Here is a 12,691-nt window from a genome sequence, read left to right on the forward strand (position 1 = left end):
CGGTCAGTCCGGCAGGCGCAGGGTGGCGACGGCGCCGCCGTCCGGGGCGTTGCCCAGGCGCAGCTCGGCGCCGAGGAGCCGGGCCTGGCCCAGGGCGATGGTCAGGCCCAGGCCATGGCCCGAGCCGCGTTCCCTCGCGCCCGTGTGGAAGCGGCGCGGGCCTTCCAGCAGCAGGTCGGCGGGGAAGCCGGGGCCGTGGTCGCGCACGACGACCGTAGGGCCCTGGACGGTGACCCGTACGGGCGTGTCCCCGTGCCGGTGGGCGTTGGTGACGAGGTTGCCGACGATCCGTTCGAGGCGGCGCGGGTCGGTCTCCACCGTGGGCGCGGGCTGTGTGCCCGGTGCCTCCACGACGGCGACCTCGGTGTCGAAGCCGGTGCGCGTCACGGCCTCGGTGACGACCGCGCCGAGCGGGACACGGGCACGGACGGGCTGTTCGGCCCCGGCGTCCAGCCGGGAGATCTCCAGCAGGTCCTCGACCAGGCCGCGCAGATCGCGCACCCGGGCGCGCAGCAGATCCTCCGTCTCACCGGGCGGCAGCAGGTCGGCGGCGGCCAGCAGACCGCCGACGGGGGTGCGCAGCTCGTGGGCCACGTCCGCGGTGAACTGGCGCTCGGTGCGCAGCCGTCGGCTGAGGCTGTCCGCCATGTGGTCGACGGTGGCGGCGATGTCGGCGACCTCGTCGCGGCCGTCGGTGGGCCCGGTGCGGGCGTCCAGGTCCCCGGCACAGATCCGGCCCGCGGTCTCGGAGACCTGCCGCAGCCGGCGGCCGAGCAGCCCGGCCCCGTAGACGGCCAGGGGCGTGGCCGCCGCGAGCGCGATCAGCGAGGCCACCGCCATGGTCATGTCGAGCCGGCGCAGATCGTGCAGCTCCGAGCTCATGTTGATACGGACGGCCAGCACCGGAGAGTCCGGGCCGCCGACGCGCTGGGCACCCCAGACGCTCGGGCCCAGATTGTTCTCTACGTGCCCGTCGTAGGCCGTGTGCCGCCTGCCGTCGGCCAGGCGGCGCAGTTCGGCGGGCAGCTCGTCCGGATCGAGATGGGCGCCGTCGATCAGCGTTCCGGTGCGCCGGTAGGTGTCCATGGCCGCGTACACCGTGTTGAAGGCCTGCATGCCGGCCCTGGCCCGGATGTCACGCGCGGTCCACAGGTGCACCAGGACACCCACCGCCACCGCCACCAGGCAGGCCGTGGCCGCGGCCAGCGCGGCGATCTTCCAGCGCAGCGCCACCCGGGCGCTGCGCAGCCGATAGAACGGGCGCACCGGCCTCAGCGCCTGAGCTTGTAGCCGAAGCCGCGGACCGTCTCGATCCGGTCCCGGCCCAGCTTCCTGCGCAGCCGCTGCACGCACAGGTCCACGACCCGGCTGTCGCCGTCCCAGCCGTACTCCCAGACGTTGCGCAGCAGCGTGTGCCGCTCCCGCACGATGCCCGGGTGGGCGGCGAACTCCAGCAGCAGCTTCAGTTCCGTCGGGGTCAGCGCCACCGGACGTCCGGAGACGAACACCTCCATGCCGCCGGTGTCGATGGTCAGATCCCCGAAGACCAGCAGCTCCGTCCCGGACGGCGGCGTCCCCTCGCCCGCCGCCCGCTCGGGCCCCGGGGCAGGCGCGTACGTCGCCCGCCGCAGCAGCGAGCGGATGCGCGCCACGAGCACGTAGGTGTCCACGGGTTTGACCACATAGTCGTCCGCCCCGGCCTCCAGACCGGCGACGACATCGAGTCCGTCGCCGCGGGCGGACATCATCAACACGGGCACCAGGCTGGTCTCCCGGACCCTGCGGCACAGGCCGATCCCGTCCAGACCGGGCAGCATCACATCCAGAATCAGCAGGTCGAAGGTCTCGTCGCGAAAGCGCTCGAGCCCCGCCAGCCCGTCGGCCGCGGCCGCCATCTGGTAGCCGTAGCGCTCCAGGGCGACGGTGAAGGACCGGCGCATCAGCTCGTCGTCCTCCACCAGCAGCACGCGGACGGGCCGCACGGAGGCCGGCGCCGGGGCGGACGAGGACACGGGCGGATCACTCCTGTTCAGACGGTCGTGCGCACGGTCCCCGTGTGCACGTACACGCGACCGGCGACCTGAAAGGAACGATAGGGCAGGCACCGCCCTGGGCAGCGCACCGCTCCGGGATCACGGCACCCGGACGCCCGCGAGGAGGTCGGCGCGCGCCGGCCGGTGGACCAGCGCGGCCGTGTCCTGTCTTCCGTCCCGCCCCGTGTCCACGCTCATGAGACGGGGGCGTACCGGCCTACGGAAGACGGCGGAGTCCCCGGTGCGACGGCGCCGTATCGGGGACTGGGCCCCGGACCCCGACGCTCACGGGGCGGGCGGGCGCGGCCGGACGTTCTCGACGACGTCCCGCTGCGCGGGGAACGCGACGGGCTCGGAAGCCGGGGCAATTCCGCGAGCGGGGACGACGCACCGGCGCCCCTGCCCCGCTTCCCCTGGAAAAGCGTCTTACCTGGCGGGCGATGCATAAATACTCTTCGGTCGGTTATTCATATACCAGTGACGCCTGCCGCTCGCATGGTGATAGGGCGGCAGATCGCTCGCGCAGTCGGGAGCGCATTCGGCAGGGAGTCCCAGTGGCCGCCCCAGGCCTCAGTTGTTCGAGGATGGGGAAGCGAGCAGTGTATCGATCGCGCCAAAAAGTGATGCCAACCACCCGCCCCTGAAGAGCAGTTGAGCGCGCTGTCGACCGACAAGGCCCCTCGTGACCTCGGGTTTGTGTGTCTTCAGGGTCAGCCGAAAAACGTCCAGCGGGGTCAAACTCACGTTTGAGGGCACCTTGATCACTTAATGTAGCTGCAATGTTCCCGCAACAACCGGGGAATTGGCTGCTCAGCCCCTCGCCAGGGGCGACACACGGTGAAATTGGAGACGTGAACTCCGCTTATTGCCGCGCAGAACGACGCTGGCCCGTGGCTGTATCGGTCGCCTAACATCGTGAATGTCTGCCAGCCCGCCAGTGACCGCGGCGGATAAGCGGATCCCGCAACTCCATACAGCGGACGTCGCGAAGTCACAGGAATTCGCGGCTCCGCGACTAGTAGTGCCCGAACCCCCCTCTCGCCCACCTCCAGTCTTTTACCGACAGGGAGAAGCATGTCCGCAGTAGCCAGCAAAGCGCCGCAAGTGCCGGAGCAGTCGGCTCGGTTCGCCGAGATCCTCAAGCGGCTCATCGACAAGTCGGTGGACGGCTACTACAACCCGTACCGCGAGTTCGACTGGCCCGATTCGCTGCCCGAGCAGATGTCGTGGATGAGCGATGACCTGGTCTCCACCTACGGCACCGAGGTCGCCAAGGAGCTGACGACCGAGGAGGCGCAGCGGCTGTCCCGCTGGGAGAGCATCAACTTCTACAGCCTCAACGTCGAGGGAATCCGCGAGCTGCTGATCGAGGTCATCAAGCGGATCCACACGACCGGCTTCGAATTGCCGTCGGACTTTTTCCACCACTTCATCGGCGAAGAGAACGAACACATGTGGTTCTTCGCCGAGTTCTGCCTCCGCTACGGCGACAAGATCTACAGCGGGCCGAATCTCAACTCCATTCCGCATGACAACGCGCAGGTGGAGAACTTCCTGGTGTTCTCCAGGATCCTTCTCTTCGAGGAGATCGTCGACTTCTACAACATGCGGATGGCCGCCGACGACTCCCTGCACGAGACCATCCGCAAGGTCAACCGGGTGCACCACGAGGACGAGTCCCGGCACATCGCGTTCGGCCGCGAGCTGGTCTCGATGCTCTACTCCCAGCTGGCGAAGACCATGACCGACCAGCAGCGCCTGGAGATCGAGCAGTACCTGAAGCGGTACATCGTCTTCAGCCTCCGCTCCTTCTACAACCCGCAGGTCTACCGGGACGCCGGCATCGCCAAGCCGCTGGAGTTCCGCGAGCGGGTGGTCTCCGACCCGGCCCGCCGCGAGCTGGAGCGCAAGGTCGTGCGCAAGCCGATGTCCTTCATGCTCAAGTCGGGGATCTTCGCCGACGACCTGCTGCCGGACGTCTGATCCGGGCGAAGGAGGTCGGAATGGAAGCGAACGGTCTCGCCTACCTGCCCGCCGGCGAAGCCCGACTCCTGCGGCGCCTGGACGACATGTTCGAGCGGTGGGGCATCGGGGTCGGCGCCGAACCGGTCATCGGAGCACCGCTGCTGCCCGTGGCCAAGCTGGCCAAGCTCGACTACTACCAGAACTTCCCGCACCAGGCGCTGGTGGTCAACGCGCTGGACCTGGAGCACCGCCCGCAGGGCCAGGACGCCTGTGCCATCGAGGCGTTCCCACCGGAGCAACTGCAGAGTGCGGAGATCGCCCTGCCGTCGGCCACCTGCTACGCGGTCTACCTGGGGATGGAGGGTACGAGCCTGCCGGGCAACACCCTGATCACCCTGGTCGGCCGCTGCTTCCGCCGGGAGGAGCGGTACACCGGGCTGCGCCGGCTGCTCGGTTTCCACATGCGGGAGATCGTGGCCCTGGGCGAGCAGGAGTTCGTCGAGGAGCACATCGACCGCTTCTCCTCGCGCATCCTGCGGTTCGCCGAGGAGCTGGACCTGCCGCTGCGCAAGGAGGCGGCGACCGACCCGTTCTTCGACGGCGAGGGCCCGCGCGCACTGCTGCAGCGCATCGCGCCGGTCAAGTACGAGTTCCTGGCCGGGGAGCTGGCCATCGCGTCGGTGAACAAGCACCGCAACTTCTTCGGCGAGCGCTGCGACATCCAACTGGCCGACAGCGGACGGCCGGTGTTCACCAGCTGCGTCGCCTTCGGTCTGGAGCGGTGGCTCGCCGTACTGCACGACCGCTACGGCGACTGGGCGGCGGCCGACGAAGCCGTCGCGAAGGCAGACCAGGCACTGGCATCAGCCGCAACTACCGAAGGGACGTCCCATGCAGACTGAACAGGAACAGCTCAAGCAGTGGATCCTGGCCCGCCACCCGGAGATCTCCGACATCGACGCGGACCTCGACATCCTGGAGAACCGGCTCATCGACTCCCTGGCCTTCGTCGAGTTCATGCTGCTGGTCTCCCGGCTCAGCGGCGAGGAGATCGACATGGAGACCCTGGACGTCGACGACTTCCGCACCCTGCGGCGGATCGAGGGGCGGTACTTCCGGGCGGGCGTGGCGTGACGGCACCCGCCGTCGAGACCGTCCCCGAGCGGTTGCTGCGTGCCGAGCGCGAGACCCTGGTGCCCGCGCTGCGCGACCTGCCGTCGGGCATGGTCGAGCGGGTCACTACGGCGTGCCCGGCGTGGACGGTGCGCGACGTGGTGGCGCACTGTGCGGCGGCACTGGTGGGGCTCACCGCCGGCGCGGCGTACAAGGCGAGCCATGACCAGAACCAACGGGACGTCGAGGAGCGCCGGGACTGGCCGTTCGCCGACGTGCTGGCGGAGTTCGAGCGCGGTCTGACGGTGGCCGGCCCCGCGATCCGCGCGGCCGGCGGCGCCAAGGATCTGGCGGCCCTGGGCACCTGGATCCACGGCGGTGACGTCCGCGACGCGCTGGGGATGCCCGACGCGTACCGCAGCGCGGGGGTGCCGGAGGCGCTGGAGGCGCTCGCCGGATGCGCCCGGGTGGTCGCCACCCCGCAGGTGCACGTCACGCTCGACGACCGGGAACTGGTCCTCGGCGCACCGGTCGAGGACCGGGAGCCGGCGCGGCTGCACACCGATGTCCCCACCCTCTTCCGGCTCTACACCGGCCGACCGGCCGACCCGGAACGGTACCGGCTGGCCGGAGCCCGGCCGGAGGAACTCATCAGCGCGGAATGGTAGGTCGGTTCGGCAAATGCTCTACCTAGAAGATTTTCACGTGGGGGACGTGTTCGAGCTGGGCAAGGTCGAGGTCACCGAGGAGGAGATCCTCAGCTTCGGCCGCGCCTACGACCCGCAGGTCTTCCACACCGACCCGGAGAAGGCCCGGGACTCCTCCTTCGGCGGCCTGGTGGCCAGCGGCTGGCTGACCGCCTCGCTGTTCATGCGGCGCTACGTCGAGGAGATCCTCAACCGGTCCGCCGGGGAGGGCTCGCCCGGGGTGGACGAGCTGCGCTTCCTCCAACCGGTTCGGGCCGGGGACGTACTGCAGGCCCGGCTGACGGTGCTGGGGATCGCCCCGGTGCTCGGCCGCCGCGGTTCCGGCATCGTCCGCCCCCGGTGCGAACTGCTGGACCCGCAGGGAACCGCGGTCTTCAGCATGGTCCTGCACAGCATCTTCCGGCGCCGGGATGTCTGACCCCACCCGGGCCCACTTTCTACAGACGGGGAGCAGTGACACATGGAATCGGTGAATCAGGTCATGGAGCCGGTGTCCAAGACCGCGCAGTGGACCGCCGCCGCACGCGCGATGGAGTCCGAACGGCCGGACCGCATCTTCGACGACCCCTACGCGCGGCTGGTCGCCGGTGAGACCGGCTTCGAACTGCTCGAACGCTACGCCGGTTCCGCGGTCGTCCCGTTCGTGCTGGTGCGCACCCGCTACATGGACGACGCCATCGTCCGCACCGTCAAGGAACGCGGCATCCGCCAGGTGGTGCTGGTGGCCGCCGGGATGGACATGCGGGCCGTCCGGCTGACCTGGCCCGAGGGCGTCACGCTCTACCAGCTCGACCGGCCGGCGCTGCTGGAGACCAAGGCGGCGCTGCTGGCCGAGAACCCGCCGCGGCAGGCGGCGGGGGCCGTCAGCGAGAGCCACTCCGTTCCGGTCGACCTGGCCGCCGGATGGCAGGACGAGCTGCACGCCGCGGGCTTCGACCCCGGGCAGCCGACCCTGTGGGTGGCCGAGGGGCTGTTCTTCTTCCTGCCCGAGGACGTGGTGCGCGACCTGCTGGGTTCGCTGCGCGGGCTGTCCGCGCCCGGGTCCGTGCTGATCGGCGACATGACCAGCCGGGCCACCCTCCACAACCCGCTCGCCAAGGGCTTCATGCGGGTGCTGATGGAGGACGGCAACCCCTGGCTGTTCGGCACCGACGAGCCGGAGGAGTTCCTGGAGTCCTGCGGCTGGGCGACCGAGCAGCTGCTCCAGCCCGGTGAGGAGGGCGCCCACTTCGACCGCTGGCCGCACCCGGTGCCGCCGCGCTCGATGCCCAACGTGCCGCGGTCCTTCCTGTTCACCGCCGGGGTGAAGCCCGCGTGACGTACGCCGGATCCGCCGAGCCCCCGTTCGGCCATGTGGACCGGGTGCTGGCGATCGTCGCGCACCCGGACGACGTGGACTTCAAGGCGGGCGGCTGCATCGCGCAGTGGACCGCGGCGGGCACCGAGGTGACCTATCTGGTGCTGACCGACGGGGCGGCCGGGGGCGAGGACCCGGCCGTCCCGCGCGCCGAACTGGCCGCCGTCCGGGAGGCGGAGCAGCGGGCCGCCGCCGACATCCTCGGTGTCAAGGAGGTCGTCTTCCTCGGTCTGGCCGACGGGGAGCTGACGGCCGGCCTGGAGCTGCGGCGGGAGATCACCCGGGTGATCCGGCGGGTCCGGCCGCAGCGGGCGCTGATCCAGAGCCCCGAGATCAACTGGGACTTCCTGCCGGACGTCCATCCCGACCACCGCGCCGCGGGAGAGGCCGCGCTGGCGGCGCTCTACCCGGACGCCCGCAACCCGCGCGCCTACCCGGAACTGCTGCTGTCCGAGGGGCTGGCGCCGTGCGTCGTCCCGGAGATCTGGGTGATGACCTCACCGCGCCCCGACACCTGGGTCGACGTCACCGACGCCTTCGACCGCAAGCTGGCCGCACTGCGCGCCCACACGTCGCAGACCGCCCACCGTGCGAACCTGGCGGACGACATACGTTCGAGGTTGCGCGGGCAGGCCGCGGCGGGCGGTCTGGCCGACGGCCGACTGGCCGAGGCCTTCCAGGTGATACGTACCGAACCGGCTGCCCAGCCTGTCGAGCGCACCCGTTGAAGGAGGGTTCCTTGCCGATTTCGAAGTTTCTGGGCGGCGTCCTGGTGATGGTGATCTGGGGGGTCAACTTCGCCATCATCGACATCGGACTGCGGTCGTTCGACCCCTACCTGCTGGCCTCACTGCGGTTCCTGCTGGCGGCCCTGCCCGCGGTGTTCTTCTTCAAGCGCCCCCAAGTGCCGTGGCGCTACATCGCGTTATACGGGCTGTTCTTCGGCATCGGGCAGTTCGGGCTGCTCTTCGCCGGGATGCACTTCGGGTTCTCCGCCGGGCTCGCCTCGGTGGTGATGCAACTCCAGGCGTTCTGGACCATCGGGCTGGCGGCGGCGATGCTGCGCGAGCGGGTCGTCCCGCGTCAGCTGACCGGCGTGGTGGTGGCGGCCGTCGGCATCGCGTTGATCATCGGGATCACCGACGGGTCGGTCACCGCTGTCGGCGCCGTGCTGGTGATCGGCGCTTCGCTGTCGTGGGCGGCGGCCAACATCGTCATCAAGAAGGCGCACCCGACCGACGCGCTGGCGTTCACGGTGTGGGCGAGCCTGATCCCGCCGATCCCGATGTTCCTGCTCTCGCTGGGCGTCAACGGCTGGGGTTCGATCACCCACTCCTTCGAGAACATGGGCTGGGTGGGCCTCGGCTCGCTGGCCTACATGGTGTACCCGACGATCCTCTTCGGCTTCACCCTGTGGGGTCATCTGCTGCGCAACTACAAGACCTCGCACGTGGCGCCGTTGTCGCTGCTCGTGCCGGTCTTCGGGATGGCCTCCTCGATGCTGCTCCTCGGTGAGCCGCTCGGTCCGCTGAAGGCCGCGGCGATCGTGCTGGTCATCCTGGGACTGGTCATCAACCAGTTCGACCTGGTAGGCCGGTTGAAGAGGCGCCGGCAGGCCGCACCGGCCGCGCCCGCGCCGGCCGAAGTCGCCGGCGGCGACCCGGCCGCCAGCACCAGCACCAGCACCACGAAAGCGAGTTGACCCAGATGCACAGCCGTCTGCTGACCGACGACGGACCCCGGATGTTCGCCGTCGTCTTCGACCAGGACGATGACGTGCTGCCCGAGTTGGAGAAGTTCGCCATCGACCACTCGGTGGCCGGGGCCTCGTTCACCGGTATCGGCGCCTTCCGCGACGCCGGGCTCTCGCTCTTCGACCCGGAGACCAGGACGCATGTACCGATCCCGGTCACCGAGCACACCGAGGTGCTCAGCCTGACCGGCAACATCGCGCTCAAGGACGGGCGGCCCTCGGTCCACATGCACGCGGTGCTCGGCCGCCGGGACGGCACGACCGTCGGTGGACACGTCCAACGGGCCACGGTGCGACCGACGTTGGAGGTCATGGTCACCGAGTTCCCGAGCCCGCTGACCAGGCGTCTGGACGAGGCGCGCGGGCTGCCCGTCATCGATCTGGAAGCGGACCGCTAGACAAGGGCGGCGACCGGAGGGGGATGCACGATGCGTGTGGCGGTGATCGGTGGTGGAGCGGCGGCGGTCAGCCTGCTGGACAGCATGCTGCGCCGTTTCGAGGGCGAGGAGACGCGCTGTGACCTCACGGTGTACGAGGGATCGGCCAACCTGGCCACCGGTCGCGCCTACCGCCCGGACCTGGACTGCGCCCTGGTCAACAGGGAGGCCGGGTACATGTCGGTGCGGTGCGCGGAAAGGGACCACTTCCTGCGCTGGCTGCACCGCGAACCGCGGTACCGGGACACCCCCTACGCGTCGCAGCCGGTGGACTCCTACGTTCCACGGCGGGTCTACGGCGAGTACCTGACGTCCCATCTGGAGGCCAGTCGCGCCGAGGCCGAGCGGCGCGGCTGGACGGTGGGGGTGGTACCGGAGTTCGCCGTCGAGGCGAAGGCGACCGCCGCCGACGTGATGATCCGCAGCGCCGGCGGCGTCAGCCACTTCGACCGGGTGGTGCTGTGCCTGGGGACCGGCGAGCCCGCCGACCCCTACCGGCTGACCGGCACCCCCGGCTTCCACCCGGACCCCTATCCGCTGCGCTCGGTACTGCCCCGGATAGCCGCCGACGCCCACGTCCTGGTGCTGGGCACCGGCCTGTCCGGAGTGGACGTCGCCCTCGGTCTGCTGCGCTCCGGACACCGCGGGCCGATCACCATGACCTCTCGGCACGGTCTGCTGCCGGGGGTACGTGCCACCCAGACCCCCTTCCAGCTGCGCCACACGACGCCGGAGGCGGTGCGGCACCGGGCCGGGCACGACGGGACCCTGCGGATACGGGACGCCTGGCGGCTGCTGCGCGACGAGCTGACCGCGGCCGGGGTGGACCTCCGCGCGCTCGCCGCGGACCGGCCCGCGGCCGAGCGGCTGCGCGAAGACCTCTCCCGGCTGGACTACAACGCCTGCCACGCGGCGGTGGCGGCGATGATGCACCAGGCACGAGAACCCCTCTGGTGCGCCATGCCGGACGCCGACCGGCGGCTGTTCCTGAACCGGTTCCATCCGTTCGGCAAACCGCTGTACAACCCGATGCCGCCGCCCACCGCAAGGGCGCTGCTGGACGCCATGGACAGCGGCCAGTTGACGGTACGGTCCCGCACCGCCGGCGTCACCGCGCGCGCCGGAGGCGGGTTCACGCTGGAGGACGGCGGCGGACGGCTGACCGGTGTGGACACGGTGGTCGACGCCACCCGTTCCGGCCTGGCCGGTACCGGCAGCCGGGCCGAGCCCTTCGTCGACTCGCTCACCGAATCCGGCCTGGCCGTCCGCAACCCGCTCGGCGGCATGCGCATCGACGTCGCCACCAACGCCCTGCGCTCCCCCCTCCCCGAAGACGTCCCGCGCTTCTTCGCACTGGGCGACCTCGCCTCCGGGGATCTCTTCTACGCGGGCAGCATGTACATGATCAACGCCCGCGCCGAGGTGATCACCCGCACCCTCGCCCGGACCGCGAACGACGGACGGTGAACGAGGCGACGACGCCGACGGCAGCGAGCCGGCCGCCCCCTCAGCGCCTCAGCCCCTTCCGACTCACGCTTCCGGATGGGGAGTCGGGCCCGTCGTGGCAGTTCCTCCTGCGCTCACTGCGGGTCTTGTGTGGAGGACCTCGCGAGCCTGCTCCGTGGCGCGCAGGATGCTCTCGCTGATGAAGTCGCTGAAGCGGGCGATGTTCTCCAGGCGGGTGGCGGCCGGGCTGTCGCGGCCGAGGATGCCGACGCCGCGCCGTGCGGTCTCGGCGACCTGCGCGATGCCGCGGGCGCTGTCGACCGTCGACTGGTACCAGACGTCGTCGTCGACGAAGTAGCGATCGCGGCGGCGCTCGTCGCGTTCCCGGCGGATGAGGCCCTGACCTTCGAGGACCGCGATCGCCTTGGAGATGGACCCTGGGCTGACCTGGAGGTGCTGGACGAGCTCGGACGCGGTGAGGCTGCCCGCGTCGGCGATGAAGAGACAGGTCAGCACCCGGGCCGTCATCTTGGGCATGCCCTGTTGCATCAGGAGCGTGGTGAACGACTCCTCGTACTCGCGCACGGCCTCGGTGTCGCGCCCGTGGCCCTGCGCGGGCGCTTTCTGCCCTCGGGGCGCGGCCGGCCTGCGCCGATGGGCACGGCGCTCGGTGGCGCGGTGGGCCAGGTCGGCGCGGTAGGCGGTGGGGCCGCCGTTGCGCATCACCTCACGCGTGACCGTCGAGGTCGGACGGTCGAGGCGTCGGGCGATCTCGGCGTAGGGGAGGCTGTCGGCCAGCCCCAGCGCGATCTGCTGGCGTTCGGACTGGGTGAGCCTGCCTCCCGGCATCGCGATCTCCTCGGTGATCCTTCGTAGCGTTCCCTGATCTCCCCCACCATAGCGTTCACTGCTCACTCATTGCAACGTGAGGCCCCGCTCGCATTGCATTGCCGTCACATCCATTGCAACAGTTTGCCGCTGTCTACCTGCGAAAATGCACACTAGGTGCAACATGTACGTTGTCAAGTAACGAAAGGCAACGTAGCGTTTCTGGTGTCAGAAACACCGAACGACCACGGGAGAGCATGATGCAGAAGTTCGACACCCCGGCCCCGATCTCCGCCGTCCTGGACATCCCCGCCGGACGCGTCCAGTTCCTCGCCGCCGACCGCGCCGACACCACCGTCGAGGTCCTGCCCGCCAACCCCTCCAAGAGCCGGGACGCCAAGATGGCCGAGCAGACCACCGTCGCCTACGCCGACGGAGTCCTGCGGATCGCGGTCCCGAACCCCGACAACCAGCTCTTCGGTCCCTCCGGGTCCCTGGAGGTCACCGTCCAACTGCCCGCCGGCTCCCACATCGAGGCCAAGGCCGCCAGCACCGAGCTCCGCGGCGTCGGCCGCCTCGGCGACGTCGCCTTCGAAGGCGCGTACCGCCAGATCAAGATCGACGAGGCCGCGAGCGTCCGCCTCACCGCGACCGACGGAGACGTCGAGGTCGGCCGGCTGGGCGGCCCCGCGGAGATCAGCACCGCACGGGGCGACATCCGGATCGCCGAGGCCGCGCGCGGCACGGTCGTGCTCAGCACCCAGTCCGGCAGCATTTCGGTCGCTGCCGCGGCCGGAGTCTCGGCCGCCCTGGACGCCGGCACCCTCCACGGCCGCATCAGCAACGCCCTCAAGAACGACGGCACCGCCGAACTCGACATCCGGGCCACCACCTCCCACGGCGACATCACCGCCCGCAGCCTCTGAAGGAACAGCGCCAGGACTGTCCGGCCGGGTCACCGCGATCGAGATCCACTCGGTCGTCGCGCAGGACCCGGCCGTCCGCCCCAAGGGCCTGCGCTCCACCTGCCGGGCCCGGCGAAGCCGTACCGG

General features: G+C 70.3%; 14 protein-coding genes. 11 read left to right on the top strand and 3 right to left on the bottom strand.

Annotation, left to right across the window (positions count from 1 at the left end; all coding sequences use genetic code 11):
• Positions 1-3: 3 nt before the first annotated feature.
• Positions 4-1,266, bottom strand: a complete 1,263-nt coding sequence (locus ACFWZH_RS10505; RefSeq protein ID WP_384427810.1) for a sensor histidine kinase — start codon at positions 1,264-1,266, stop codon at positions 4-6.
• Between the two features lie 5 nt (positions 1,267-1,271).
• Complete coding sequence (cseB, locus tag ACFWZH_RS10510; protein ID WP_384427812.1) at positions 1,272-2,012, bottom strand: two-component system response regulator CseB; 741 nt, start codon at positions 2,010-2,012, stop codon at positions 1,272-1,274.
• Positions 2,013-3,107: 1,095 nt separating this feature from the next.
• On the opposite strand from cseB, the gene ACFWZH_RS10515 reads away from it, so the two are divergent.
• The 10 genes from ACFWZH_RS10515 to ACFWZH_RS10560 are packed head-to-tail and all read left to right on the top strand — an operon-like array spanning position 3,108 to position 10,832.
• Positions 3,108-4,016 carry a diiron oxygenase gene (locus ACFWZH_RS10515; protein WP_384427814.1) on the top strand — a complete coding sequence of 303 codons (909 nt, stop codon included), beginning with the start codon at positions 3,108-3,110 and terminating at the stop codon, positions 4,014-4,016.
• Positions 4,017-4,036: 20 nt separating this feature from the next.
• Positions 4,037-4,900, top strand: a complete 864-nt coding sequence (locus ACFWZH_RS10520) for a hypothetical protein (protein ID WP_384427816.1) — start codon at positions 4,037-4,039, stop codon at positions 4,898-4,900.
• Positions 4,890-5,132: an acyl carrier protein gene (locus ACFWZH_RS10525; RefSeq protein WP_384427818.1), complete on the top strand. Its 243-nt coding sequence runs from the start codon at positions 4,890-4,892 to the stop codon at positions 5,130-5,132. The genes ACFWZH_RS10520 and ACFWZH_RS10525 overlap by 11 nt, the downstream gene beginning before the upstream one ends.
• On the top strand, positions 5,129-5,779 hold the full coding sequence (locus ACFWZH_RS10530) for a maleylpyruvate isomerase family mycothiol-dependent enzyme (RefSeq protein ID WP_384427820.1): 651 nt from the start codon (positions 5,129-5,131) through the stop codon (positions 5,777-5,779). Before ACFWZH_RS10525 ends, ACFWZH_RS10530 begins: the two co-directional genes overlap by 4 nt.
• A 37-nt stretch (positions 5,780-5,816) precedes the next feature.
• The gene (locus tag ACFWZH_RS10535; RefSeq protein ID WP_384427822.1) at positions 5,817-6,236 is read left to right on the top strand and encodes a MaoC/PaaZ C-terminal domain-containing protein; all 420 of its coding nucleotides are present in this window, start codon (positions 5,817-5,819) and stop codon (positions 6,234-6,236) included.
• Positions 6,237-6,278: 42 nt separating this feature from the next.
• Positions 6,279-7,136 carry a class I SAM-dependent methyltransferase gene (locus ACFWZH_RS10540; protein ID WP_384427824.1) on the top strand — a complete coding sequence of 286 codons (858 nt, stop codon included), beginning with the start codon at positions 6,279-6,281 and terminating at the stop codon, positions 7,134-7,136.
• Entirely contained in the window at positions 7,133-7,903 is a 771-nt protein-coding gene (locus ACFWZH_RS10545; RefSeq protein ID WP_384427826.1) for a PIG-L deacetylase family protein, read from the top strand. The genes ACFWZH_RS10540 and ACFWZH_RS10545 overlap by 4 nt, the downstream gene beginning before the upstream one ends.
• A gap of 11 nt (positions 7,904-7,914) precedes the next feature.
• Complete coding sequence (locus tag ACFWZH_RS10550; RefSeq protein WP_384427828.1) at positions 7,915-8,877, top strand: EamA family transporter; 963 nt, start codon at positions 7,915-7,917, stop codon at positions 8,875-8,877.
• Positions 8,878-8,882: 5 nt separating this feature from the next.
• Entirely contained in the window at positions 8,883-9,326 is a 444-nt protein-coding gene (locus tag ACFWZH_RS10555; RefSeq protein WP_384428182.1) for a PPC domain-containing DNA-binding protein, read from the top strand.
• 30 nt (positions 9,327-9,356) lie between these two features.
• Entirely contained in the window at positions 9,357-10,832 is a 1,476-nt protein-coding gene (locus ACFWZH_RS10560; protein WP_384427830.1) for an FAD/NAD(P)-binding protein, read from the top strand.
• A 63-nt stretch (positions 10,833-10,895) separates the two neighbouring features.
• Here the strand turns inward: ACFWZH_RS10560 and ACFWZH_RS10565 are convergent, their stop codons facing one another.
• Positions 10,896-11,660, bottom strand: a complete 765-nt coding sequence (locus ACFWZH_RS10565) for a helix-turn-helix domain-containing protein (RefSeq protein WP_384427832.1) — start codon at positions 11,658-11,660, stop codon at positions 10,896-10,898.
• Between the two features lie 239 nt (positions 11,661-11,899).
• On the opposite strand from ACFWZH_RS10565, the gene ACFWZH_RS10570 reads away from it, so the two are divergent.
• Positions 11,900-12,565, top strand: a complete 666-nt coding sequence (locus ACFWZH_RS10570; RefSeq protein WP_384427834.1) for a DUF4097 family beta strand repeat-containing protein — start codon at positions 11,900-11,902, stop codon at positions 12,563-12,565.
• Positions 12,566-12,691 lie beyond the last annotated feature (126 nt).

The sequence above is a fragment of the Streptomyces sp. NPDC059008 genome, from assembly GCF_042749045.1.
In the GTDB taxonomy this organism is placed as follows: Bacteria; Actinomycetota; Actinomycetes; order Streptomycetales; family Streptomycetaceae; genus Streptomyces.